This window comes from Sphingobacterium sp. UBA6317, from assembly GCF_002440385.1.
GTDB lineage: Bacteria > Bacteroidota > Bacteroidia > Sphingobacteriales > Sphingobacteriaceae > Sphingobacterium > Sphingobacterium multivorum.
On the sequence record NZ_DJTD01000032.1, the window covers coordinates 1 to 25,226 of the forward strand.

At 40.9% G+C, this 25,226-nt stretch carries 21 protein-coding genes; 8 read left to right on the top strand and 13 right to left on the bottom strand.

The genetic code is table 11. From position 1 onward, the window contains the following. Nucleotides 1–16: 16 nt before the first annotated feature. The 4 genes from B3E92_RS09700 to B3E92_RS09715 all read right to left on the bottom strand — a co-directional run bounded on the left by B3E92_RS09700 (nucleotide 17) and on the right by B3E92_RS09715 (nucleotide 3,776). A complete protein-coding gene (locus B3E92_RS09700) occupies nucleotides 17–586 on the bottom strand; it encodes a Crp/Fnr family transcriptional regulator (protein ID WP_070564302.1) in 570 nt (189 codons plus the stop codon). 70 nt (nucleotides 587–656) lie between these two features. Next, entirely contained in the window at nucleotides 657–1,415 is a 759-nt protein-coding gene (locus B3E92_RS09705; RefSeq protein WP_070564305.1) for a siderophore-interacting protein, read from the bottom strand. Then, on the bottom strand, nucleotides 1,396–2,073 hold the full coding sequence (gene ribB, locus B3E92_RS09710) for a 3,4-dihydroxy-2-butanone-4-phosphate synthase (RefSeq protein ID WP_286896433.1): 678 nt from the start codon (nucleotides 2,071–2,073) through the stop codon (nucleotides 1,396–1,398). Before ribB ends, B3E92_RS09705 begins: the two co-directional genes overlap by 20 nt. A 113-nt stretch (nucleotides 2,074–2,186) precedes the next feature. After that, the gene (locus tag B3E92_RS09715; RefSeq protein ID WP_112374769.1) at nucleotides 2,187–3,776 is read right to left on the bottom strand and encodes a Na+/H+ antiporter; all 1,590 of its coding nucleotides are present in this window, start codon (nucleotides 3,774–3,776) and stop codon (nucleotides 2,187–2,189) included. Between the two features lie 220 nt (nucleotides 3,777–3,996). On the opposite strand from B3E92_RS09715, the gene B3E92_RS09720 reads away from it, so the two are divergent. Together B3E92_RS09720 and B3E92_RS09725 are read left to right on the top strand one after the other, a co-directional pair. Continuing rightward, nucleotides 3,997–4,272 carry a hypothetical protein gene (locus B3E92_RS09720; RefSeq protein WP_286896436.1) on the top strand — a complete coding sequence of 92 codons (276 nt, stop codon included), beginning with the start codon at nucleotides 3,997–3,999 and terminating at the stop codon, nucleotides 4,270–4,272. Continuing rightward, the gene (locus B3E92_RS09725) at nucleotides 4,269–4,589 is read left to right on the top strand and encodes a hypothetical protein (RefSeq protein ID WP_286896439.1); all 321 of its coding nucleotides are present in this window, start codon (nucleotides 4,269–4,271) and stop codon (nucleotides 4,587–4,589) included. The genes B3E92_RS09720 and B3E92_RS09725 overlap by 4 nt, the downstream gene beginning before the upstream one ends. A 115-nt stretch (nucleotides 4,590–4,704) precedes the next feature. On the opposite strand, the gene B3E92_RS09730 is transcribed toward B3E92_RS09725, so the two are convergent. After that, nucleotides 4,705–5,574: a pirin family protein gene (locus tag B3E92_RS09730; protein ID WP_070564311.1), complete on the bottom strand. Its 870-nt coding sequence runs from the start codon at nucleotides 5,572–5,574 to the stop codon at nucleotides 4,705–4,707. A gap of 244 nt (nucleotides 5,575–5,818) precedes the next feature. Between B3E92_RS09730 and B3E92_RS09735 the strand changes: the two genes are divergently transcribed. Next, on the top strand, nucleotides 5,819–6,688 hold the full coding sequence (locus B3E92_RS09735) for an alpha/beta hydrolase (protein ID WP_286896441.1): 870 nt from the start codon (nucleotides 5,819–5,821) through the stop codon (nucleotides 6,686–6,688). Between the two features lie 42 nt (nucleotides 6,689–6,730). On the opposite strand, the gene B3E92_RS09740 is transcribed toward B3E92_RS09735, so the two are convergent. Beyond that, complete coding sequence (locus tag B3E92_RS09740; RefSeq protein WP_286896444.1) at nucleotides 6,731–7,657, bottom strand: SRPBCC family protein; 927 nt, start codon at nucleotides 7,655–7,657, stop codon at nucleotides 6,731–6,733. 305 nt (nucleotides 7,658–7,962) lie between these two features. Here B3E92_RS09740 and B3E92_RS09745 point away from each other — a divergent pair, with 305 nt between their 5' ends. Together B3E92_RS09745 and B3E92_RS09750 are read left to right on the top strand one after the other, a co-directional pair. Further along, nucleotides 7,963–8,952 (top strand): GlxA family transcriptional regulator, encoded by a 990-nt coding sequence (locus tag B3E92_RS09745; RefSeq protein ID WP_112374766.1) that lies wholly within the window; start codon nucleotides 7,963–7,965, stop codon nucleotides 8,950–8,952. A gap of 7 nt (nucleotides 8,953–8,959) precedes the next feature. After that, the gene (locus B3E92_RS09750) at nucleotides 8,960–9,760 is read left to right on the top strand and encodes a GNAT family N-acetyltransferase (protein WP_286751846.1); all 801 of its coding nucleotides are present in this window, start codon (nucleotides 8,960–8,962) and stop codon (nucleotides 9,758–9,760) included. A gap of 60 nt (nucleotides 9,761–9,820) precedes the next feature. Here the strand turns inward: B3E92_RS09750 and B3E92_RS09755 are convergent, their stop codons facing one another. Then, nucleotides 9,821–10,927, bottom strand: a complete 1,107-nt coding sequence (locus tag B3E92_RS09755; protein WP_313372303.1) for an MFS transporter — start codon at nucleotides 10,925–10,927, stop codon at nucleotides 9,821–9,823. A 266-nt stretch (nucleotides 10,928–11,193) separates the two neighbouring features. On the opposite strand from B3E92_RS09755, the gene B3E92_RS09760 reads away from it, so the two are divergent. Next, a complete protein-coding gene (locus tag B3E92_RS09760) occupies nucleotides 11,194–12,792 on the top strand; it encodes a sulfatase family protein (protein ID WP_070564330.1) in 1,599 nt (532 codons plus the stop codon). Nucleotides 12,793–12,834: 42 nt separating this feature from the next. Here B3E92_RS09760 and B3E92_RS09765 read toward each other — a convergent pair whose 3' ends face one another. The 5 genes from B3E92_RS09765 to B3E92_RS24365 all read right to left on the bottom strand — a co-directional run bounded on the left by B3E92_RS09765 (nucleotide 12,835) and on the right by B3E92_RS24365 (nucleotide 21,949). Continuing rightward, complete coding sequence (locus tag B3E92_RS09765; RefSeq protein ID WP_070564333.1) at nucleotides 12,835–13,632, bottom strand: GIY-YIG nuclease family protein; 798 nt, start codon at nucleotides 13,630–13,632, stop codon at nucleotides 12,835–12,837. Nucleotides 13,633–13,758: 126 nt separating this feature from the next. Continuing rightward, nucleotides 13,759–15,792, bottom strand: a complete 2,034-nt coding sequence (locus tag B3E92_RS09770; protein ID WP_286896447.1) for a heavy metal translocating P-type ATPase — start codon at nucleotides 15,790–15,792, stop codon at nucleotides 13,759–13,761. 34 nt (nucleotides 15,793–15,826) lie between these two features. Continuing rightward, entirely contained in the window at nucleotides 15,827–17,137 is a 1,311-nt protein-coding gene (locus B3E92_RS09775; protein WP_286751841.1) for an efflux RND transporter periplasmic adaptor subunit, read from the bottom strand. 7 nt (nucleotides 17,138–17,144) lie between these two features. After that, the gene (locus B3E92_RS09780; protein WP_286896451.1) at nucleotides 17,145–21,467 is read right to left on the bottom strand and encodes a CusA/CzcA family heavy metal efflux RND transporter; all 4,323 of its coding nucleotides are present in this window, start codon (nucleotides 21,465–21,467) and stop codon (nucleotides 17,145–17,147) included. Nucleotides 21,468–21,619: 152 nt separating this feature from the next. After that, on the bottom strand, nucleotides 21,620–21,949 hold the full coding sequence (locus B3E92_RS24365) for a DUF6660 family protein (protein ID WP_313240106.1): 330 nt from the start codon (nucleotides 21,947–21,949) through the stop codon (nucleotides 21,620–21,622). A 503-nt stretch (nucleotides 21,950–22,452) separates the two neighbouring features. On the opposite strand from B3E92_RS24365, the gene B3E92_RS09785 reads away from it, so the two are divergent. Together B3E92_RS09785 and B3E92_RS09790 are read left to right on the top strand one after the other, a co-directional pair. Beyond that, complete coding sequence (locus B3E92_RS09785; RefSeq protein ID WP_286896452.1) at nucleotides 22,453–24,057, top strand: hypothetical protein; 1,605 nt, start codon at nucleotides 22,453–22,455, stop codon at nucleotides 24,055–24,057. Nucleotides 24,058–24,149: 92 nt separating this feature from the next. Continuing rightward, nucleotides 24,150–24,320: a hypothetical protein gene (locus B3E92_RS09790; RefSeq protein ID WP_286896456.1), complete on the top strand. Its 171-nt coding sequence runs from the start codon at nucleotides 24,150–24,152 to the stop codon at nucleotides 24,318–24,320. A 96-nt stretch (nucleotides 24,321–24,416) separates the two neighbouring features. Here B3E92_RS09790 and B3E92_RS09795 read toward each other — a convergent pair whose 3' ends face one another. Beyond that, a complete protein-coding gene (locus tag B3E92_RS09795) occupies nucleotides 24,417–25,076 on the bottom strand; it encodes a DUF6266 family protein (RefSeq protein ID WP_286896459.1) in 660 nt (219 codons plus the stop codon). Nucleotides 25,077–25,226: the final 150 nt, after the last annotated feature.

Consider the following 25,226-nt stretch of genomic DNA (forward strand, 5'->3'; position numbering starts at 1 on the left):
ATAGGCCAGTTGAGTTTTAGAGCTTTGACTTTAAACGGCTCAATGTCTCCTGTGAAATATTCAGATAGGAAGCAACTATTCTATTGGATAGCCTTCTGACAACCATTGGATTTTCATCCAACAATAAACGATATTTTTCAAGGGCATCTTGCATTAAAAATGACATCAGACGCTTTGTATTTGTTACATAGGCAATTTCCAAATAGAGACGGTAGAACTTCTCCCACTGTGGAATAAGGTCCAACAAATGATAAAAATCCTTATGACTTATATAGTAGATTTCAGTAGGTTCCAAAGCCTGAATGAATTCTTCGGACTCTTCTCCTGTAATAAAACTGACTAATGCGGTTGCAAACTGATTCTCAAAGGCAAAGTAGCGTGTTGCTTCTTGTCCAGACTCATTAATAAAAAAAATACGTAAACACCCCTTGGTCACGAAAAATGAGCGTTGGCTTATTTCACCATTGGCCAACAAAAACTCATTTTTCTTTAGCTTTAAAGGCTTAAAATATGAGCGTATTAGATGTAATTCATCTTCTGTTACCGTAATTTTACTCGTGATATAGGATATCAATAGCTCATCCATTTTAATTGCTGTTCTAAATTAATTTCCAGCAAAACTAATAAAATTGGATTAACAGTAACTAATTCAAGAACTAGATCGGCTCATTTAAATTCATAAGTTCACTTTCTGCATGCCCCACTCTCCAGTATGCGCAGGCATATAGGTCTTGTGAAGTTCTCCCTTTTTCCTCCCGAAAGTAATGACGTAATTCTTTCACAATGGCATACTCCGCAGCAATAAAGATATAACTCGTTTGATCATCCGCCCTAAAGTCGGCTTTCTTAACATATTCAGCGAGATTACTCCCTTGTTCTGGTGTCTGATTATAACACCATTGTATGAGTGCACTGCAGGCTGAGGACAATACAAGCTCGTCTTCTTTTGCCGGAATCTCAATAATTACTTTTGCTCTAGCCGTCGCTGGAAGCTCTTCTAATATTGCAGCAATAACCGGTAAAGCTGTTGTGTCTCCAACCAGCAGGTAACAGTCTACCTGGGGAACCAATTTTCTTTTGCTCTCCTTCATGCCAATTTCCAATTGATCGCCCTTTTCCGCCTTGATTGCCCAAGCAGATGCAGGACCGCTATCACCATGAACAACAAAATCGATATGCAATTCTCTGTTAGAAAGATCTATTTTACGATTGGTGTAAGTTCTGACGACTACTTCTTGCGCATTGTGCTGCAACGGAACGAAAAGCTTGTTATTTGAACCCGAACTGACTTCGGCCAATAACCCGAGCTGCTCATCGGTTAAATCAAATATTACCCGGATAAGATGTGGTGTAAGGTACTCTTTTCGGCCAACGCGGAATAACGATCTTATTTTTTTAGTGTTTGTCTGATTCATATACTGTTTTTCGATGATTACTATTTAGCTTTCTATAGGTAACAATATCCTCAATAGATAATACGGTAAGATTATGTTTCAGTCCGAATGCTGAGACCTCATTCAAACGCGCCATTGTCCCATCCTCATTCATCAATTCACATAAGACAGCCATCGGTTCTAAACCCGCCATAAACATCAAATCGATACTGCCTTCTGTATGACCATCGCGACCCAATACTCCGTTCGCGTGCGCCCGCAAGGGAAAGATATGACCTGGGCGAACAAGGTCACCCGGTTTGACATCCTGCGCACAGGCCGCTCTTATTGTGGCAATTCGATCGGAAGCCGAGAGCCCCGTAGTTGCCCCTATCTTTGCATCGATAGATACTGTAAATGGCGTTTGGTAAGGACTTGAATTAGCTGACACCATATAAGGTAAGTCTAATTCATTCGCTTTCTCATGGGTGAGACAAAGACAGACAACACCACTACAATACCGGATCATTTGTACCATATCCGGTATGCTCATGTTTTGGGCAGAGAAAATAAGATCCCCCTCATTCTCTCGATCTTCATTATCGATAAGAAGAACCCCTTTACCGGCCTGTAAATCCTTTAATGCCTTTTCTACTCTTGCTATGGGATCATCCCCAAACATTGTTAACAAATTTTTCATATCATTCTATATTATCCTGCCTCTTTCCGAATAACTGAGGCTGGCTTATTTGATGACAAAGATCTATCCATGAAAAACAATAAACATTGACTTAAGTCAAAAACAGCAAACACCTACAATTTCATTTCTTGATAAATATTTGCTGTCCATAAATCAAGTTCAAATTCCTTTTTCCTAACATCTTCCAAGGGATAAATCCCCTTTTGATAGCTTCTCACAAGTTCTTTTCGCTGCACTTGAATCATAGATAGTTCGATGTCAAAATAGCATGCTCGCCACTCATCCCTACAGATAATGTCTTTGATAGATCTCTTCATGTCGTTAGGTTCTTCCCTTTGATTTTGCAACTTTACTTGCATCTTTTGTACGACTTCTTGCACTAATGGTCTGTCGATTTCCAGACTTTCCAAATAGCTTAACGAACGCTCAATCAATAAATCGTTTAGTTCTTTCCCCTTATCCTGTTTGTTCGGCTTGGGAGTAATACGCTTAATAAGTTGAGGCAAACTAATTCCTTGAATAACTAACGTGAAAATAATGACAACAAAGGAAAGAAAGAGAACGGTATTTCGCTGTGCAATGAGCGAACCATTGTTTGCATATAAAGGCAATGCAAATGCGGTAGCAAGTGAAACAACCCCGCGCATACCCGACCAAGACAAAATAATATACTCCTTTCGAAATCGCCATTGAAAAGCTGCATCCTCTTTATCTTCCCGACAAGAAAACAGCGGAAAAAAGTAGGTCACAATTAAGCGTATCAGAATTAACAGACAGAAGATCAAGAAGCCGTACAAAGTCAGAACGATTATTTCTGAACGAGGTATTGCTTCAACAATGTGGGGAAGCTGCATGCCTAAAATCAAAAAAACGAGTCCATTTAGAATAAAGATAATGACATCCCAAAAATGGCTCATCTGTAAACGGCTTGCTGAGCTAAATAAGGAAAAGGAATTCCAGGAGATATACATACCTAAACTGACGACAGCCAGGACCCCTGAAGCGGCTAAATGTTCAGCAAGGCTATATGTCGCAAATGGTAACAACAACACAGCAAAGGTTTCGACATTACTATTGCCATGGAGAAAGCGATGTAATTTTACAAACCCATAACCGATCGACAAACCTATTGCCACTCCACTTATTCCCATTATCACAAACTGTAATCCAGCATTCCAAAATGAAAAACCACCACTTACCAATGCTATAATCGCACACTTAAATGCAATTAATGCGGATGCATCATTAAGCAGACTTTCCCCCTCAAGAAGCGTGATTAATTTTCTCGATAGGGGAAGATCCTTCGCAATGCTCGTCGCTGCTATCGCGTCCGGTGGCGAAATAATTGCCCCTAACGCAAAGGAAATCGCCCAGTTAAATCCTGGAATGATCGAATGAACAACAACTGCAATAACAGTCGTTGTAATCAATACCAGTCCGACTGCCAATAAAGAAATCTTAGAAAATTGCCGTTTGAAATCCGGAATAGATGTATTCCAGGCTGCATCAAACAAAATTGGCGGCAAAACTATATTAAAAATTATATCGGGATTAATCGCCAATACCGGAAAGCACTGTGCCAAACTCAATATAAGTCCCACGATAACCAATAAAATGGGGAGTGCTAGTTTTAAACGGCTCCTAACTGATGTGATCACAATTAAAATAATAGAAATCCAAATAATATGCTCGAGTTCTGTCATTTGATAAAAAATTTAAGTCCCAAAACTAATCGCCTCGCAACTGAAAAACCATGACTTAAGTCAAAAAACAGCAACACAATAGCTAATCCAGTACATAATTATCGAACTTCTGGATCAATTTAGGTTAATCAAACTTCAATTCTTCAATTCATGGATCGAATTCTTCAATTCCTCCATTACTGATCGCTGTAAATTTGCAGCCAAGGAAATAAAATTCAAAATGATACATACAACAGACATAACAAATCAAAACATAGAGTTTCACGTAGACTCAAAGCGGCATACACCTGTACTTACGAAGCCTCTTTTATGGCTTATTACCTTGACAACTGGAATAGTCGTCGGCAACAACTATTATAATCAACCGCTTTTGGGATTAATGGCGAAAGACTTTCACGTTAGTGAAGCTGCAATTAGTATGATCGCTATGCTCACACAGATCGGTTTTGCAACCGGGCTGCTCTTTATCTTGGTTCCATATTTATCCTGCTATTGAGCTGGATTTTATTCTACATCGGAGGGAATAGCTATATCGGATTAATAACAGGTGTAATCTTAATCGACCTGGGTTTACAATCCATGCATATCAGCAATCAATCTGCTTTTTTTGCCTTAAATCTAGGGGCAACCAACCGACTAAATACAGTCTATATGTTTAGTTACTTTGCCGGTGGATCATTGGGTAGTTACTTGGCTTCCCTGGCTTGGAAATACTTTCAATGGAATGGCGTGGTATTGACCGGCTTTTGTTGTACACTACTGGTCCTCATCGTGCATGTCGGCTATGATAGACGACCAAAAAACTTTTCTTAGTCGTTGAGCACGACAATCCAAAGAAATGCAAGTTAACGGACAATCTTTTCTATTTTGATTTCCATACATGGCCTACATATTAAGGATATAAGCCATGTATGGAAATTTATTTCATTTATTCAAGTACGCCAAACTTGCCAGCTTGAAAATCTTCAAAGGCTTGGTAAATCTCCGCCTGTGTATTCATTACAAATGGGCCATAACTCACGATAGGTTCATCAATGGGTTCACCACTTAACACAAGTAAAACTGCATTCTTATTTGCCCTTATCGAAATCTCTTCACCATCATGACCAAATAAGACAAAGCTATGCTCCTTAGCAAGTTCACCGTTGACTACAACCTCGCCATTCACAACGAGCATCGCTGTATTATGATTTTGTGGAACCAAAAAGTTCGTTTCATGCTGTTCTTCCAATTTGATGTCAAATAGATTGACAGGGGTATAGGTGCTCGCTGGTCCAACCATATCCTGAAATTTCCCCGCGATGACATTGACTACCCCTGCCGCATCGGGCAACACGACTTTCCCCATCTGATCGGCAGTAATTGCCTGATAGTGCGCCGCTGTTGATTTATCTTTCGCTGGTAAATTAACCCAGAGCTGAACCATTTCAAATAATCCGCCTTTCTTTGAAAATTCCTCTTCATGGTACTCTTTATGCAATATGCCAGCGCCGGCAGTCATCCATTGTACATCACCCGGACGAATAACACCGCTATTCCCCGAACTGTCATGATGGGCTACACTACCTTTGTAGGCGATAGTCACGGTTTCAAATCCTTTATGCGGATGTACATCCACGCCTCTAATATGATCCGAAGGTCCAAAATCAAATGCTGCATTGAAATCCAGTAAAAGAAATGGACTCATCCTCTTTTGGGAAATCCCATTCCCTGGTATCATATTAAATACACGAAATCCATCTCCTACCATGCCAGGTTGAGCTGGACGTTGGAAAATTCTTTCAATTGATTTTTTCATGTTATAATCTCCTTTTTTATCGTTCTTGATGAATTTAAGTTGAAGCCTAAATGATCACTTCATTTTAAATTGCTATCTCAAAGGTACGACAAGAAGAAGTCTGCTTCCAACAACCTAGATTAAGGCGTAAACTTAACCTAGATTAAGTTTATAAGAAAGATACCGCTAAAACTAGGAATTCCCACATTTTCTGGATGCCACAGAAATGTGTAACTTAAATAAAAATCATAGACCAAGTATATTTATGCACGTAAACAATACCACCGCATTAACAAAATTCTATCGTCACCTTTGGTCACGTCCAATGCTATTACTCCTGCTATTCATCTTTTCATACCTCGTAGTACATGCGCAAGCCAATAGTAAGGCTAAAGTGAAACCAAACTGGAATGAGATCCTTGAGGAACAACTATTTCCAGGCAAAAAGCTCCAAGATTCAACCTTCCATTTTCAGGGCAAATATGAAGAAAAATTTATCACAACAGCAGATCATGTTAAACTCCATGGGATCTTGTTTAAGGCAGACAAGAGCAAAGGACTAATTTTCTATTTGCATGGCAGTAATGGGGCGGTAGACACTTGGGGTAAAATTGCGAATATCTATACTGATAACGGCTATGATCTTTTTATGTTAGACTACCGAGGTTACGGAAAAAGTGAAGGTAAAGTAACCAATGAAAAACTACTTTATAGTGACCTGCAAATAGTCTATGATAACCTGAAACAACATTATCCGGAAGATCATATCATCATAATTGGTCAATCGATGGGTACAGCACTGGCTTCAACTATTGCTTCGCATAACGCCCCAAAAATACTTATTCTTCAGGCACCTTACTATAGTTTTGAAGATTGGACGCAACATATCGCTCCTGAGCTCGATACAAGCGGGCTCCCCTTTCATTTCGACAATGCTTCGGCATTACAAAAAGTAAAATGTAGAACGATCATCTTCCACGGAGACCAGGATAAAGCCGTCTATTTTGACTCTTCCATTAAACTGAGTAGATTCTTTAAAAAACAGGATAAATTGATTCGGTTGGCAAAGGAGGGACATAATGATTTTTCTAAAAATAAAGACTATCTGCATGCGATTGCCAAGCTATTGCGATAGTCTCATTTTATACCAAAAATACACTATGCCCCTTCCCGAATTTTATACATTAAATTCGGGATAAGGAAAACCCTTTCCTTTTTCACAGAAAAATTTTAAACTCCTGAAAAATAGTGCCCAATCAAAACTACAGGAAGCAAATTCCGCACTATAATTTGTCCAGCCATCATGGTGAAACAGCAGCATACATCCCTTTTGCTGAGGTTCAAGTTCAAAGGTCAGTGTCGTTCCAATCCATTCCTCAAATGCCTTGACACAGCGCCACTCGACCCTGGAATAAGGCTTCAGCGCAATAACTTCCATATTTTTAAAATAGCTGGGACCAAATCCAAAGCGCAGGATCGCACCAATCTCTGGCTTTGCCTTCGTATCTGGTGTCCACCAGCCTGCTAGTCCTTCCGCCGTTGTAAGCGCCTTGTAAACAGTTTCTACCGGAGTTTCAATTAACAATCTATGGTAGATACTTTTTGTCCCAGGATCATGTGGTATGCGATTCTCTTCCATAGCGTCCAGCGCTATTTCCTCCTTTGGAGTAGGCTGTCCCATCCCCGTTAAAATCAATTGTCTTAGGCTGTCCGCTATGTAATATGTCCAGGCATCATGACATACCTTATAACATTCCATCTGGGAATTAAGCCCACGATGGGTGAAATGTAATGTAGTTGTACCTACATCTTCAACAATATCGAAGATAATGGAACTATTAGTCCATTCCCGTTCATCCTGGGTAAATTTAAAATAGTTTTCGAGCACCCGCCAGACTACTTTACGATCCGTTTCCATCGTTTCTATATTTATTCGACAACGATGTACATCCTGATAATGATATATAAACTCGTCATGCAAAGCGGTAGTTGGCCCGTCAATATTTTGAGACCACCATCCGCGGACATTATTGATTGCTTCAAATACGCGTTGAGCACCTGCATCAACGGTAATACTCATTTTAAAATCTTCCTTTTTCATCATTCTTCGTATTTTTAACCATTAACTCATACTTCTTATCTTCCTATACCTCAATCGAATCAAATATGTAAATCTGAACATCATGAGTTTGAGGCGCCAAGTTTCTTCAGTCAACTTATATATTGCGATCATTTGTACCATCTTGTTGTATTAACTTTAATGTGTAGATCAAATATAACGGACTTTAAAACACAAAAAGGGGTGTAAAATAGACATTCTCAGCGGTTGATTTAGACAAATCGTTTAGGTATATTTGAATAGTATCAAATAAGCGTACTATCGTTTATTCAATCTTATAAACTTTCAACATGAAACACCTAACGATCTTAGTTCCAAACAGTCAGACAGGCCCTAATACCATATCGTGCATTATTGGAACATACCATGTATTCACCGAAGCGAACCGCTATTACGATCAACTGAACAGGGAGCCTATATTTATTATAGAATTAGCAGGAGTTTCTAAACAGAGTAACTTTGTCAATGGATTATTAACGGTCATGCCACAGAAAGATATCACTGCAATTCAAAAAACAGACCTCATTATTGTACCCGCTGTCATTTCCAATTTTACTGCAATAGAAGCTGGGAATAGCGTTCTTTCAGAATGGATATTACACCATCATGCCAAAGGAGCAAATGTAGCAAGCATGTGTACCGGTGCATATCTGCTCGCATCCACGGGACTTTTAGATAACAAAAGCTGCTCTATCCATTGGAAATCAGCAGCAAACTTCCATAAGCTCTTCCCCAAAGTCAACTTAAAAACAGAACAAATTATTACCGATGAGCAGGGAATCTATACCAATGGTGGCGGTTATTCCTTCCTCAACCTCCTCCTTTACCTGGTTGAAAAGTTTTACGACAGACAGACAGCGATTTATTGCTCCAAAATATTTCAAATTGATATTGCCAGACAAACGCAATCCGATTTTATGATATTTAATGGTCAAAAGTCACATGGCGATGAAATGGTCATGCGTGCACAGGACTATCTCGAGAATAACTTCTCAGAAAAAATCTCCATGGAGAAGTTATCTGAAAAATTCACCGTCGGACGCCGGAATTTCGACCGTAGATTTATTAAAGCGACAGGTAATACACCTGTGGAATATCTTCAACGGATAAAAGTGGAATCGGCAAAAAAGGAATTGGAAAGCTCGCGGAAAACGGTAAATGAAGTAATGTACGCTATTGGGTATACTGACGTAAAGGCTTTCCGTGAAATATTCCGTCGGTTTACGGGACTATCCCCCCTTGAATATAAAAACAAGTACAATAAAACCGCAATAAAATAGAGGCTACATGAATTTTGATCCTATTCAGTTTTCCGATCTTCCCATAATTACAACGCTAAGTCCGGAAGGATGGGGCAATATCACGATCAAAATACAACACTATATAGAAAGCCCTTTTTGTTTTCCCATAAAACTCCTGGTCGATCAGAAAATTGTCGCCATAGGTACGACCATTATCCATAGTAACGTAGCCTGGTTGGGACATATTATCGTTGCTGCCGATGAAAGAGGAAAAGGCTATGGGAAACACATCACCCAAGAACTTATTCATATAGCAAATAGCAAAAAATGCAAGAGCATCCAACTCATTGCAACGGATATGGGCGCACCAGTTTACACAAAACTCGGCTTTAAGGAATCTTCTTCCTATCTTTTCTTTGATGATATACAGATCACTCAGCTTGAAGAACCGGACCACAGCATACAGCACTATCAATCCCGTTATAGCGAGCAACTTTTGGCACTCGACCAGAAAACTGCTGCCGAAAATAGACGGTTCGAAATAGAACCACATTTCACGGCTGGCTTTGTCTATGTGGAAAACAAAACTGTCCGCGGCTATTACCTTCCCACTTTGGGAGAAGGTCTTATTGTCGCCAATAAACAATCCGCCGGAATGGCTTTGTTAAAACTCTATTTAAGGCAAAATTCCAAAATTGTACTACCTCAAGAGAATACAACCACAGTTTCCTTCCTATTGAACCAAGGAAATCCTATAAAACGCCGGGCCAAGCGCATGTACCTGGGTGAAAATATCGATGTTCAATTTAAGTCTATCTTCAATAGAATTGGTGGAAATATTGGTTAACATCAATCCTATTCGCTATTTTTTTAGGACCGACAACAAATTTCAAGACGACATGAAGGATTATGAAAGTTGACCAACGGCATCCTCAAGAACTTCTTTGTTATCCATAGTCGGCTGCTTTTTGCTTCGTTGGATGTAACATAAAGAAATGACTATCCCTAATGCCGCCATTACCGCACCAACCAAAGCTGGAGAAGTGTAACCATAGCCTTGATTAATAGGCACACCACCTAAAAAAGCACCCAACGCATTCGCAATATTAAAACATGCAGGCCCCAGAGAAGCAACCAACATTTCAGCATCACTCTTTACCGAATTAAGCAATAATAGGGTTAACGAAGGTACAAGCGCAAAAGTAGTGACTCCGGTTAAAAAAGTCATCACCAAGGATATCCCAACGTTGTCGGACAGGCCATAAATAGCCAGCATACATAAAATCTGAACCACCAATACGGCTACGACCACCTTTGTTGGCGAAAAAGTATCCGTCAACTTCCCGCCGATCAAATTCCCCACAAACATACCCAATCCAGCCAACACCATAATATACGGCAGGTATTTATCAGCAATCCCAGACACTTCAGTCATCAGCGGAGCAATATAACTTATCCAGGCAAACAACGCCCCTGGGGCCACTGAAAATAATAAAACCATAAACCAGACATTCACATTGCGAAAAATACCAAAGTCCTTCCAGGGATTATTTTTAGGTGCTGCTTTCATTTTAGGCATCCACAACTTTAAGGCTAACATGGTCAAAATACCGACGACAACAATCAATAAGAAAGTATAACGCCATGAAAAATGATGCCCTATATAGGTACCCAATGGAACCCCAAATAAATTGGCAACGGTCAATCCCGAATACATCGTCGCTACCGCCTGCGCTTCTTTCCCAGGATCGGCCAATCGACTAGCAATGACAGACCCTACACCGAAGAAAGCACCATGCGGCAATCCTGAAATAAAACGCGACACCAGCAAAAGACCGTAGTCTGGAGCAATCACAGATAATCCATTAAACAGGGTAAATAATCCCATGAGGGTAATCAGGGTTTTAAGGGGCGACAACCGATTCATAGCAACTACCAATAGTGGAGCACCAATAACAACACCCAAAGCATAAGCGGTAATGAGATAACCAGCTTCCGGAATTGAAACTTGCAGGCTTTAGGCAACGTCCGGTAACATCCCCATCATACTAAATTCGGTAATACCTATCCCTAATCCCCCTAGTGCAAGTGCTAATAAACTCTTCTTCATATATAAGTAAAATTATCAATACTGCAAATTTCTATCAGAATAATAAAATAAACAAATCATTTAAATAGTAAAAGGTATCATTAAACTAATAGCATCATCTTTGTCTCAATGAAAACAGCTATATTAGCTTGTGGTAAAAACGATCGTCGCAACACATACAAACCTTAACCATGAAATTGCATCATTATATTCTTACGTTCACCTTGTACGCATGTGTACCTTTTTGGGCATTGGCACAAAAAGAGCAGACAAAAAAGCATCCAAATATTGTATATATCATGAGTGATGACCATGGTTATCAAGCGATCAGCGCTTATGGTTACGGATTAAATGAAACACCCAATATTGACAGATTAGCAAAGGAAGGTGCCATTTTCACACGTGCGACCGTGACAAATTCATTATGTGCGCCCAGTCGGGCTGTACTTTTAACGGGAAAGCACAGTTATATGAATGGGAAAATTGATAATGAGGCAAAATTCGACTGGAATCAGGACAACTTTGCCAAGATTCTTCAAAAAAATGGGTACCAAACAGCATTAATTGGTAAAATCCACATGGATGGATTGCCACAGGGATTCAACTACTCCGCGGTACTTATCGACCAGGGCGAATATTATAATCCTAACTTCATTATCAATGGTGTGAAACAACAAATGCCAGGCTATGTATCGGATCTCACCACCGATATGACCTTAGATTGGATCGCTAAAAGAGATACTAGTAAACCATTCTGTGTGCTTTATCATCAAAAAGCGCCACACCGAGAATGGCTACCTGCTTTACGGCATATTCAACAATATACATCAAAAACCTATAAAGAACCGGACAATCTATTCGACACCTACGAAGGAAGAGGAACCGCCGCAAAAACCGCGGAAATGAATATCCTTAAACACATGAACTGGGCTGGTGACAATAAGATACCGCCTACGCTAATGGATGAATTGGGACTAAAAGAATATCTATCTTGGGATAAAGCTGCCTTTAATGGAAACTTAGGAAGAATGACCGCAGCACAACGTGCAACATGGGATTCAATATACAACCCAATTATGGCAGATTTTAAGATAAAATATCCCAGCATGTCCAAAGAAGACCTGATGCGCTGGCGATATCAACGCTATATGCAAGATTACCTGGGTACCGTTGCAGCGGTAGACGATGGTGTTGGACGCCTATTGGAATTTCTGAAAGATAATAGACTTGACGAAAATACCATTGTCATTTATACCTCAGACCAAGGATTCTATCTAGGTGAACATGGTTGGTTTGATAAACGTTTTATGTATGAGGAATCGCTTCGAACTCCCTTATTGATCCGCTATCCAGCAGAAATTAAAGCTGGCCAATCCTCAAAAGCACTTGTCCAGAATCTCGATTTTGCCCCAACAATCCTAGATTATGCAGGACTTGCAATCCCGAAAGATATGCAGGGAAAATCTTTTCGTGGCCTACTCAATGGAAAAGAAAAGCAATGGCGCGATGCCGTATATTACACCTATTATGAGTATCCTTCCATTCACATGGTAAAACGACATTATGGAATTCGTACCGAAAGGTACAAACTGATCCATTTCTATTATGACAAAGATGAGTGGGAATTATACGATCTAGAAAAAGATCCACAGGAAATGCAGAATGTATACCATGTACAAGGATACCACAACGTACGTGAAGAAATGCATCATAAACTGGACGAAGCGCGAGCCTACTATAAAGATTCCGATGAGAACGACAAAAAGTTTTTACCAAAGGTGAAACACTGATTTACTGGTGTATCAAGCCAGTAAATCAGTGTTGATAAAAATTTAAACAGGGTTGAGTTTGAAATAGCGTCTCAAAATACGTCTAACATCTCTGTTCTCGGCCTTGAAGACGATGGCTTCTCGCTTTTTCTTTTCGCTAGAAACACGCTTATTGCAGTAGCCAAATCCTTTATACCGACCGTCCAACAAGTAAACAAGGCCCTTTTCATTTGGATTACGCCCTAAAAATTCCAAAAATATTTCGCCCAGCGGAAGCTCCGAAGAGACGACAAATTCCTGCACTCTTCGATTATAGTCTTCTGGAAGCTCCTGCGCAATACAAGCCCCCTTGCAGGTCTTCAACATATACTGAAAACAATGTTTCGTATACGTCTGTAACTTGTTTATTTTTTGACACAGCTGATAAGCTTCCACGATATGAAATAATTGCTCCCGCCCCTCCTGGTAACTCGAAAAAGTCATTAACTCTTCACGTTCGGGATCAAGTGTCTCAACCTGCAAGACTTGATAACCTGACGGATTCACAGCCAGATAAAGGCCAAATCCATAGTAAGTTCGACGCTGCGCTCGATTGTAATAGGGTTGGTGTTTTTTGATCAGGTCAGATTCATACAATAACGCAAGTAATTCATGACCGGTCAGTTCAAATCCAACTCTGCAGGCTGCTCCTTGGATTTTACGTTCCTTAAAATCTGTACTTCTAAAATGCTGCAATAACCTATTTCTAATATCGATACTCTTGCCCACATAAATTAGCGCATCATGCTTATCATAAATATAATATACGCCGACTGCTGAAGGTACTCCTTCAAGCAATCCGGCAATTTGCTCTTTCGTCATTACATAAAAATCACGCCCAAATATACTAATATATTTAGTGTTTTAGATGATGGCTAATAAAAATAGGCATACACCCACCCTTCATTTCATCCAATGAAAAGGGCGGGTGCAACTTGATGCTAAATGTCAAAATTTCATTTTCTGAATTCTTATGGCATTCAATATAGCAATCAACGATACGCCAACATCGGCAAAGACTGCCTCCCACATCGTTGCCAATCCTCCAGCGCCAAGAATCAACACGATCCCCTTAACTATGAAGGCAAGGCCTATATTCTGATAAACGACTTTTTTCGTCTCTTTTCCAATGCGAATCGCCATTGGAATTTTCGAAGGTTTATCATCTTGTATCACGACATCAGCCGTCTCGATCGTCGCATCACTGCCCAGTCCCCCCATCGCTATTCCAACATCGCTCAGTGCGACAACCGGAGCATCATTAACACCATCCCCCACAAAAGCAACAGATTCGTTTAGTCCCTTTATTTCCTTGACTTTATTCACTTTATCTTCCGGCAGCAGATCGCCATAGGCCTGATCTATTCCAAGTTCCTTGGCAACATAGGCGACAACAGTCGTCTTGTCCCCGCTCAGCATTGTGGCTTTTACACCGAGTTTATGCAGTAGCTGTATGGTAAGCGCAGCATCCGCTTTGATGCTATCAGCAATGGTCATGAATCCTACAAATTTACCATCCAAAGCGATCGCGATGGTCGTATATACGATACTATTGGGATCGATATCATAGACTACATTAAATTTGTCCAGCAATTTAAAGTTGCCCACCAGCAACACTTTGCCATCAGCCATAGCTTTTAGTCCATGTCCAGGGATTTCTTCTATGGTATTGAGATCGACAGACTCATCGATCGGACCGACATATTCTCTAATCGCTGTTGCAACTGGATGGCTACTGTGGCTCTCTATTTTATTGACGAGCTTTAAAATCCTTGCTTCGTCGTAACCGGCCTGTAGCTTAATTTCCTGCACTTTAAAAACGCCGGCAGTCATTGTTCCGGTTTTATCCATCACGACATGGCGGATAGCTGCCATCGCATCCAAAAAATTACTGCCTTTAAAAAGTATACCATTTCTACTTGCAGCACCAATTCCACCAAAATACCCCAAAGGAATTGAAATGACGAGTGCACAGGGGCAAGAGATCACTAAAAACACGAGAGCCCTATACAACCATTCGCTAAATACATATTGATCCACAAACAAGTAAGGCAGGAGACAAATTCCAATGGCCAAAAACACGACAATTGGGGTATAAATCTTAGCAAATTTGCGAATAAACAGCTCTGTGGGTGCTTTTTGAGCCGTTGCGTTCTGTACGAGCTCGAGGATTTTGCTCAACTTGCTGTCCTGATATGCTGTTGTCACTTGAATTAGGCTCACGGTGTTCATATTAATCATTCCAGCCAGTACAACATCACCCTTCATCTTTGTATCTGGCTTGCTCTCGCCAGTCAGCGCAGCTGTATTAAATGCACCTTGCTCAGACAACAATTCACCATCAAGCCCAAGCTTTTCACCAGGTTTCAGCTGAATTATTGCTCCAATACCTGCATCGGCAGCTTTGATCACTTTGCTCTTTCCATTCTCCAAAATGGTCACCTCATCCGGACGCTGATCCAGTAGAGCCTTAATATTACTTTTAGCCCTACTTACCGCCAAGGTCTGAAACACCTCTCCTACGGCGTAAAACAACATTACCGCTACAGCCTCGGGGTATTCTTTGATCCCAAAAGCGCCTATGGTAGCAATACTCATTAACAAAAACTCCGAAAAGATTTCCCCTTTGGCTATACTCTTTAAAGCATCCCTGATAACAGGAAACCCAACCGGTAGATAAGCTAATATGTACCAGCCTGTACGGACCCAATCCTTAAACCAGGATTGTGCAATCCAATTATCCATGGCTATAGCAGCAATGAGTAAGATAAAAGAAATTAGCGCAGGTAGAAATAACTGCATCTGACTGGCCCCTGCCGTCGAGTGATCGTGACCGTCCTCATCATGGCTATGGTCATGACCATGGCTGGAAGCCGGAGCTTTCCCAATAAGATCCTCAGCTCCAGCCTGATTATATATTTTTTCTGTCTGTGTACAACAAAGCTGCCTGCCTTGTGCATCATAACGATGTTTATGTTCCATCACTTGCTTTGATTATGTTAACAAATACGGTCAATTAATGTTCGTGCCCACCTGTATTGCTCATTTTGGCATTGATAAAAAAAGCCCCCTTCACAACAATTTTTGTTCCAGCAGGCACTTCTGTAACCGGGGTAATCGCCGTATATCCCAAAGCAGATACGCCTTTTTGAATCTCAATTTTTTCAAAATTGATGTTTTTAGCCTGTTCTTCTCCATGCTGCCCGGCTTCTTGCTCATTTTTATGTGCATGTTTTGCTTCACCTTCATCGTGCGCATGCCCGTGATCGTCATGCCCCTCCTCATGCTCTTCCGGTTTCTTGTTGGTCTCCACAAAAATATAATACTTGCCGTCAGCCTCCACGATTGCGTCATTCGGAACAGCCGGAGTCCGCACATTTTTGACACCGATCATACCCGTAATGTTCATCCCATCAATCAACCCCACTTTGCTGCCCACAACCGTACTGTGTACAGCGATGGTCTTGCTGTCATTTTCAAATGAAGATCCAATTGTAAAAACTTTAGCGGTATAGGTCTTATCCGGATTGTTGGTCAGCTGAAAGTTGATGAGCTGTCCGACTTTAACCAAAGGTAGATCCTTTTCAAATACCTGCAGATCCAAATGCAACAGACTATTGTCAACAATCTCGATCACCGGAGAAGAGACATCCACATAACTCCCTATTTTCGCAAAAACATTACTAACTGTTCCATTGATAGGGCTTGTTACGGCCAGTGAAGTTCGCATATTGGACAGATTCACGCTATTGGGGTTAATACCCATCAATTGGATCTGTTGTTGCAAGGAAGCCTTTCGGGCCCTTAAACTGTTGAAGTCTGCTGTTGCGGCCTGCAGATTTTTCCGTGCGCCTGCATTGCCTTCATTGAGTTCCTGTTGCCTTGCCATTTCTTGTTCGGCCAAGGTAATCTTACTTGCCAGGGATACATATTCCTCCTGCAATTGTACAAACTGGGGGTTGATAATCGTGGCGATCACCTGCCCCTTACGCACATTGTCCCCCAGCTGCACATTCAATGTCTTTACAACACCACCATAAAGCGCCGTCGCATTCGCTTTATTGTTATTGGGTACACTCAAAAGTCCATTGGCCTTAATGGTAGCTGTTAGTTCCTTCTCTTCAATCCCTCCAAAAACGATTCCCACAGCCTTTATTTGTGCAGCACTCAATGCCGCCACCGTCACCGGCCCTTCCTCATGCTCCGCTTCGGCTTTGGGTACTTCCTTTCCTTCCGGTTGACCTTTACGCTCGGACTCATTAGAACCGCAACCGTAAAAAACAGTAACGGCTACACATACGATAAATATCTTTATGAAAACTTTCATTGTTGCCTTATTTGTTATTGAAGTAATTATATTGAATTGCTGATTGATTATACTGATTGAGGACTTCTAAATAATTCTGGCGAATGCCAATGGCCTGACTTAAAAATTGGCTTAATTCAGCAAAATTGATCTCCCCCGTTCTATAACCCAAACTAGCTGCTTTAATAATTGCATCAGCTTGTTTTAACCCCGAAGACTCATAAAATTGCAGCAATGCACTATTCTTGTCAATTTCAGCAAGTGCATTCCCTTTATTTGTCTGGAATACCTGCGTATCATATTCCAACTTACGCTGTTGAACTTCCATTTCAGCGTTGGCAACCTTCACTTTACTTTTATAGGCACCCAAGCTAAAGACCGGGAAGGATGCGGAGACCGAGAATCCCGATAATGGATCTTTGGCTCCCCAAACACGTTGGGAGAAAAATCGACCCGAGAACTCAGGCTTATTGGTATTTTTCTGAACACTGATGTTTGATGAAGCGATATTTACATTTTGCTGCTGTAAAACCAGTAAAGGATGCGCCGTTTCATCTGATGGACTTGCGTCCACGACAATCTTCTCCAAAGATTGATCCAATGGGAGCATCCACTCATTACGGTCTAACATCATCATCAATTGCTGTTGCTGAATAATGATATCCTTTTTGTTTTGAACAAGTTGTGCCTGCAGTTCTTTCAGCTTTGCTTCAGCCGCGATCTTATCCAGCGCAGCTACGTCACCCGTTCTAAAGCGAAGTTCAGTTGCTTTGAACATGGCGGTATAGATACTATCCAACTCCATATACAGTTTTTGGCGATCCTGAAGATACCAGAGCTGAAAATAGGCTGTCCTCACGTCTTTGGTAATCGCAGTTTTCAATACATCTGTATTTAGGTTCGCATATTTTAGTTGTTCTTTAAAATACGCCTTACGCGCAGTGTAGAGTCCAGGCCAGGCAATACTTTGCGTTATACCAATTTTCAATAAGCCGGCCTTATCCGTAGGACGGTAATCTTCATTTTCTGCAAAAATCCCGGTCTTGGGAATTTCAGTCGCCGTCTTAACATTGAAACCAGCGCCCACGATTTCAGCCTGGTTGATCTGAAACTGACGATTGTTCTTCAGCGCAGTTTCTACAGCTTCTGTGACAGAAATGCGCTCCTGTCCAAACACCTGAGATCCCAAAGCCATAAACAGGAAAGCAAGTATTGTGACGATGGTCTTAGCACCTCTACTTCGTTTCATATTCAATTTAGAATTAAAAATTATATACAATAAGGGTAGCACAAACAAGGTCAGGAAAGTTGCCGTTACCAATCCGCCAATAACAACCGTTGCCAAAGGTTTCTGAACTTCAGCGCCGGCACTTGTACTTATTGCCATCGGTAAAAAGCCCAGTGAAGCCACGGTCGCAGTCATGAGTACTGGACGCAGACGAGTCAACGTACCTTCTTTAACGCGTTGAAAAATATCATCGACACCCTCTTTTTTCAACTGATTGAATGTCCCAATTAAAACGATACCATTGAGTACGGCTACGCCAAACAAGGCAATAAAACCGATACCGGCACTAATACTGAAAGGCATGCCGCGCAACATCAACGCAAATACACCCCCGATAGCACTCATTGGAATTGCAGTAAAAATAAGCGTCGCCTGCTTAAAGGAATGAAACGTGAAATACAACAGCATAAAAATAAGCAATAAGGAAACTGGCACAGCAATCAACAAGCGTGAGCTCGCCTTCTGTAAATTCTCAAACTGCCCCCCATAGGTGAAATAATACCCTGCAGGAAGTTTTACATTTGCAGCCAATTGTTGCTGGATATCCTTTACTACGGTTTGAACATCACGCCCTGCCACATTAAATCCAATCACAATTCTTCGTTTACCAGCTTCGCGACTGATTTGGGCAGGCCCCAATTTATAATCAATGGCAGCAACCTGAGAAAGAGGGATCTGCGTACCCGTATCTGTAGGAATCATCAGATTACGCACATCATCAATGCTATTTCTGTGCGTTGTATCTAACCGGACGACCAGATCAAAGCGACGTTCATTTTCATAAATCTGTCCCGTACTCCGACCGGCAAAGGCGGTACTCACCACATCATTAACGTCCTGAATTGTCAATCCATAATTTGCGATACGGGTGCGGTCATAAACGACATTGATTTGCGGGAGACCGGATACGCGCTCCACCTGTGGAGAAGTTGCCCCTTGAACAGATTGAATCTGAGCAGCAACCACATTGGCGTAAGCGGCCAGTGAATCGATGTTTTCACCGAAGATCTTTACAGCAACATCCTGACGGATACCCGTCATTAACTCATTGAAACGCATTTGAATAGGTTGATTTTTTTCAAAGAAGACGCCCGGAATTACTTCTAGCTTCTCCAGAATAGCGCTCCCCAGTTCTTCATAAGAACGACCCGACTTCCACTCTTTTTGAGGCTTCAATACCACCATAATATCTGTCGCTTCCGGTGGCATAGGGTCCGTTGGCACCTCCGCAGCTCCTGTTTTACCGACGACCATCTTCACTTCATCGAACTCTTTGATAATCCGGGAAGCCTGCATAGAGGTTTCAATACTTTGCGAAAGCGAGCTTCCCTGAGGAAGTATGCAATGGAATGCATAATCGCCTTCCTGCAATTGTGGAATAAACTCGCCCCCCATATTCTTAAAAAAGAAAGCCGACAAAGCAAAAATGGCAACAGTTAAACTCACGATCAGGTATTTAAACCGAATGGCTTTTTGTAATAAAGGCTCATAAATACGTTGCAGTCCTGCAATCATCCGGTCACTCAACGTTTTCTTGTCGCTGTGTTTTTTCGGCAGAAACAGAGCACACATCATGGGGATATAGGTTAACGAGAGAATCAATGCCCCGAAAATAGCAAACCCAACTGTTTGTGCCATTGGACGAAACATTTTCCCTTCAACACCCACCAATGTTAAAATTGGAATATAGACAATAAGAATAATAATCTCACCAAAGGCTGCACTGGTACGAATCTTTGAAGCAGACTCAAATACCTCATGGTCCATTTCGGCCTGGGTCAATTTCTCGGTTGACTTTCGTAAGCCTAAATGGTGTAGCGTAGCTTCCACCACAATGACGGCTCCGTCCACAATCAAACCGAAGTCTATCGCACCCAAACTCATTAAATTGGCGCTTACGCCGAAGACGTTCATCAATCCAAGTGCAAACAGCAGCGCCAGTGGAATCGCCGAAGCAACGATAAGACCTGCCCGCAAATTCCCAAGAAATAATACCAGGACAAAAATTACAATCAGGGCACCTTCAATCAGATTTTTTTCAACGGTACTGATCGCACGTCCAACGAGGTCTGTCCGGTCCAAATAGGGCTCTATAACCACATCATCAGGCAAAGACTTTTGGATAGTCGGTAGTTTTTCTTTCACACGATTGACCACCTCATTGCTGTTTTCACCCTTTAGCATCATGACGACACCACCCACAGCATCTACTTCACCATTGTATGTCAAGGCTCCATAACGCACAGCATGACCAAACCGTACATCTGCAACATCTTTTACATAAATCGGTATAGACCCTGATTTTCGGATAGCGATATTTCTGACATCTTCCAAAGAAGTCGCCAGTCCAATCCCCCGGATAAAGTATGCATTCGGTTTTTTATCAATATAGGCACCACCTGTATTTTGATTGTTTTTCTCTAAGGCAGTAAATAGCTCTGGGATCGTGATATTCATAGCCTTAAGTCTATTTGGGTCAACAGCTACTTCATATTGTTTAAGCTCACCACCGAAACTATTGACCTCGGCAATTCCAGGAGTTCCGTAAAGTTGACGAGCAACAATCCAATCTTGCATGGTTCGCAAATCTTTTGCGTTGTATTTCTTTTCGCTTCCCTTTTTGGGATGGATAATATATTGATATACTTCTCCCAATCCGGTACTTACTGGAGCCAACTCAGGTTTACCAATACCCTGTGGAATCTGATCCACTGCTTCTTTCAAACGCTCACCGATCAGCTGACGGGCAAAATAAATATCTACATCATCGTCAAAAACAACGGTAATGACAGAAAGCCCGAAGCGTGAAATACTCCTGATCTCCTCAATTTTGGGTACAGTTGCAATACTTTGTTCAATTGGAAAAGTCACCAATTGCTCTACTTCCTGTCCGGCAAGAGTTGGACAAGAGGTAAAGATCTGGACTTGATTATTGGTAATATCGGGAACGGCATCTATGGGTAGTTTCGTCGCACTCCATGCCCCCCAAATGATAAGCAACAAGGTCATTAAACCGATAATGATCTTGTTCTTAATGCTAAATTTTATAATATGATCTAACACAATTATACGTGATTAATGCTTAAATAATAGCTCGTTAGAATAGTTCATCTTTTGTCGTAATACCATACAACAAGCGTATTCCGAGCACAAAGCTGAATAAAGAACAGCATAGCATGCTCTATCAGATTTGTTTCTAGAATTTTTACGAAAAATTAAGCATTAACCTTTGGCGGCTGCCAGATGCTCCCAAAATAACTGGAAACAATCGCTGTATTGAGGACAGGATTACGATTATCAAAATAAATTGAAACCGGGACACCATCTATTTGCGGAAATTGATACGCATAAGCCGTTATATTTCCACTACAACAATTGCAATAGCAGAAAATCGAACAAGCATCGGACGCGTCATCATTATGGTTATGAGTTTGGTTTAATTGTCTTTCCATAGCAGTCTGCTCGCAGCGATTGGTAGAATCACTGCAGGGAACAAAAGAAAGTCCCATAATATATGCTATCAATATGAAAACAATTAACCTCATGAATGCACAAATTTAAAAAAATAAATTAAAATCTCCGCTTAGTCTCAGAAATCTATTGCGATCATCACATCCTATTCTTCCTAAAAAACAATGGAACAGTTGCCCTCTATCGAACGCTTTTCTTAACCTTAAATCCACACAAAACCGCATAACCCAACAAAGAACAATCACTCGATACTAATATTAATTACAAGTAAATTATTATTCAAATAAAACGAATTGTAATTTACAGAAAAACAGCATAAAACATGTTTAAACAGCTTTAAAGCAGCAAATAGTTGTATTGTAGATATTTCTCTACAAGAAAAATAAGATAATACAAATACGTCATATTAAGTAAAATGCTATTTATATAATTGCATCGATAAAAAATAATAGCAACAAAAAAAAGCAATCGTATACCACATTTTAAACATAAACAGGCATACACCTGCAAAAACAGTACAACAAATAAATCAATAACTAAATCAAAAAATCAATAACAAAACAAAATGTCAATTAACATGAATCTAATCCCCCATCACCGACTGACTAACCTGTTCATGCTGGGTTGCAGTGCTTTCGCACTTAGTCTCTACTCCTGTAACAAAAGTGGAGAAAACACCGCATTGACAGGAGAAACTGTCGTTAAAGTCAATCTTTCGGGTGTAGAAGCTTACACTGAAACGGACAACAATGCTGTTCAAAAGCAAGCATCTGCAAAAGCTTCACGCACATCAATCGATGCACCTGATGTACAGGAAATGACAGTACCGCTTGAAAACGGTGGTTCTGTCGACGTGGTCCTAACAAACAATTCAGCGATCACAAAAAGCCTCGTCGCTTCGTCCACCCCCAAACTAGCGGCTGTCCAGACACAAGAGAAGCTATTGGACAAAAACGTTAAATATAAAGTTGTTGTCTATGACAACCAAGGCGCTTACGTAACGGAAAAGATTTATAGCTATGGTGAGGAAGCTACTGCTGCAGGTATCGTTCTTGACGCTGGAAAATCTTACACGTTCATTGCCTATTCGATCAATAGTACCACAGCATTACCGGGTATCAACAATCAAAATACACTGTCCACTGCCAGCTTAGACAATATAAGTGGTGATTTGATGTATTACACGGGCACATTAACGTTAAAAAGTGGTGTAAATAACTTAAATGTTGTATTAAAACACCGGTTTAGCCAAATCACCACAACATTGACCATGGATCCAAGTATGACCGGAGCTATTACTCAAATCGGGACTGCCGTATTAAAACCTAGTCATGGTAGTGCAAATTTGAAATTCTCAGACCAAACACTAACCTACAATGGCTTGAACAACGCAGGCGTGACCACGCAATTCCCGGCTTTAGGAAATGGCCTGCGTACCGTGATCAGTAACCCCTCTTTATTGATCCACCCGGCAACCAGCAATGGAACACTGATGCTCGGTAGTCTAACACTGGATGATGAGACTAAAACAAACATCACCATTCCAAATGTTAAGATCAATCCCGGACAGAAATACGATCTGAAACTCAATTTCAGAACCTGCACACAAAATGTAACCAGCAATGGCCTGGACTGGAGCTATCCGGCAACTACATCGGGAGGTAAAACGGGCATTATGAAAGATGGAAAATTCTATGCCAATGGAACGACAATCGATAGAAATTTCACTGCCCCAGCGGCAGACTATGGCTTTGTTTTCGACATTACCGAACTGGACAATGCATTTAACATGGAAGTAAATGGTGTCAAATTGGCGAAACAAGAAATTCAATTTGAAGTGGGTGCCTCTTCTGCTCAAAACATCCAGTTTGTTGATGGAAGCAAATACGCAGGCAACAATATTGAAACTGGTAAAAGAATTGATCAGGTCTACAACATGAAAGGTACAAGTGCAGCCCCATTGATCAAGCTTGTCATCAGCAGAACTGGCCAGGTTACCATGTTTGGTAGTAAAACATCCGGCGGTCCTTTATATGAACTTAAACTCGTTAATGGCAACAGTTTCAACACATTCCCTTGGAGCGCAACGCAAAGCAACACCGTAAAAGTGACCCAACTTGTTGATGGACGTACAATTATCAAAGGTGTAGGCGCTGGAAAGAAGAAAATCCCTTGTCAGTAGTCACCAATAGTCAATAAATAGATCAATAATCTTAAAAATTAAATACACGCTGAGCATAACAATAGAAATTCAGCAAGGATAAAAAAGGTATTATGGAAAAGAAATTAGCATACATCGCCCCTCAAGTTAGCGTAGCCACGATCGAGCTTGAACAAGGTATCGCCGCCGGTTCGGCATACGCCAGACCAGAAGATGCCAACAGCGGTAAAGTGAGCGAACAATGGGAAGCAGGTTCAACAGACAACAGAAATATCGACTGGTAAACTATTTCCAATGTGGATAAAAAGGGGCTAGCCGAATGTGGATAGCCCTTTTTTATGCTATATTATAATACACGATCGTGTCAGCACTATGTATACTCAAATCGTTATTGGACCCAAGTGCAGACTGTCTGTATTACCTCCACCGTAACTCTCGATAAAAAAGATATACACCTGATAGGTCACTTCCTTTCTATGTTTTGGCATTTCAATATGTTGTTTGCCAGATAGTAAGCTACCTTTGAAGTCGTTCATGACAAGTGAATATCCGTTCCCGTTATCCGCTACATTATACAGGACCAAGAAGGAATCGTAAGTTCTGGTATTGAACTTTTCCTCCAGATAGGCGTCATATTCCCAGGTAACCTGAAGTACTTGGTTTTCTTTGTCAAAATTCATTGTGTAGGAAGTGATGGGATTGGGGCTTCCTTTGGCAATCATAAATTTCTGCCAGTCAATCAAAAAACCATTTTCTTCCTGGATAAGCGCTTCTTTCAAATTATAAGACATCGCGACATCGTATGCCCGTTTAGGATAGCTGTACGCTTTATACCCCATATTGATGATCGGTTTTAACTGGCTAATATGTGACCTCACCATTTTGAAGCGTTTTCTACTGAGCAGTTGCTCAGGACTGGGCTCCCGTTTTTTAACACGAGGGAGAGATCGTACATAATTTCCTGTTTTAGTCGACACAAATACAACAGAACCTGCTTTCCCGGAAACAGTTCCATTAACACCATTTTTAACGATTGCCATAATTGCTTGATAATGTTATAGATATTAAAGATAAACATTATCAAGGAAACATACTCATACCAAATTAGGTGAAAAAACAATTTTTATTCAATATTTGGACAGTAATTAGTCATTGTTTATTCAGTCTCCACTGAGCAAGCACTGAACAAG

Coding starts and splice junctions, on each gene's coding strand:
- B3E92_RS09700 (WP_070564302.1), bottom strand. CDS start 586: ATGGATGAGCTATTGATATCCTATATCACGAGTAAAATTACGGTAACA.
- B3E92_RS09705 (WP_070564305.1), bottom strand. CDS start 1,415: ATGAATCAGACAAACACTAAAAAAATAAGATCGTTATTCCGCGTTGGC.
- ribB (WP_286896433.1), bottom strand. CDS start 2,073: ATGAAAAATTTGTTAACAATGTTTGGGGATGATCCCATAGCAAGAGTA.
- B3E92_RS09715 (WP_112374769.1), bottom strand. CDS start 3,776: ATGACAGAACTCGAGCATATTATTTGGATTTCTATTATTTTAATTGTG.
- B3E92_RS09720 (WP_286896436.1), top strand. CDS start 3,997: ATGATACATACAACAGACATAACAAATCAAAACATAGAGTTTCACGTA.
- B3E92_RS09730 (WP_070564311.1), bottom strand. CDS start 5,574: ATGAAAAAATCAATTGAAAGAATTTTCCAACGTCCAGCTCAACCTGGC.
- B3E92_RS09735 (WP_286896441.1), top strand. CDS start 5,819: ATGCACGTAAACAATACCACCGCATTAACAAAATTCTATCGTCACCTT.
- B3E92_RS09740 (WP_286896444.1), bottom strand. CDS start 7,657: ATGATGAAAAAGGAAGATTTTAAAATGAGTATTACCGTTGATGCAGGT.
- B3E92_RS09745 (WP_112374766.1), top strand. CDS start 7,963: ATGAAACACCTAACGATCTTAGTTCCAAACAGTCAGACAGGCCCTAAT.
- B3E92_RS09750 (WP_286751846.1), top strand. CDS start 8,960: ATGAATTTTGATCCTATTCAGTTTTCCGATCTTCCCATAATTACAACG.
- B3E92_RS09760 (WP_070564330.1), top strand. CDS start 11,194: ATGAAATTGCATCATTATATTCTTACGTTCACCTTGTACGCATGTGTA.
- B3E92_RS09765 (WP_070564333.1), bottom strand. CDS start 13,632: ATGACGAAAGAGCAAATTGCCGGATTGCTTGAAGGAGTACCTTCAGCA.
- B3E92_RS09770 (WP_286896447.1), bottom strand. CDS start 15,792: ATGGAACATAAACATCGTTATGATGCACAAGGCAGGCAGCTTTGTTGT.
- B3E92_RS09775 (WP_286751841.1), bottom strand. CDS start 17,137: ATGAAAGTTTTCATAAAGATATTTATCGTATGTGTAGCCGTTACTGTT.
- B3E92_RS24365 (WP_313240106.1), bottom strand. CDS start 21,949: ATGAGGTTAATTGTTTTCATATTGATAGCATATATTATGGGACTTTCT.
- B3E92_RS09785 (WP_286896452.1), top strand. CDS start 22,453: ATGAATCTAATCCCCCATCACCGACTGACTAACCTGTTCATGCTGGGT.
- B3E92_RS09790 (WP_286896456.1), top strand. CDS start 24,150: ATGGAAAAGAAATTAGCATACATCGCCCCTCAAGTTAGCGTAGCCACG.
- B3E92_RS09795 (WP_286896459.1), bottom strand. CDS start 25,076: ATGGCAATCGTTAAAAATGGTGTTAATGGAACTGTTTCCGGGAAAGCA.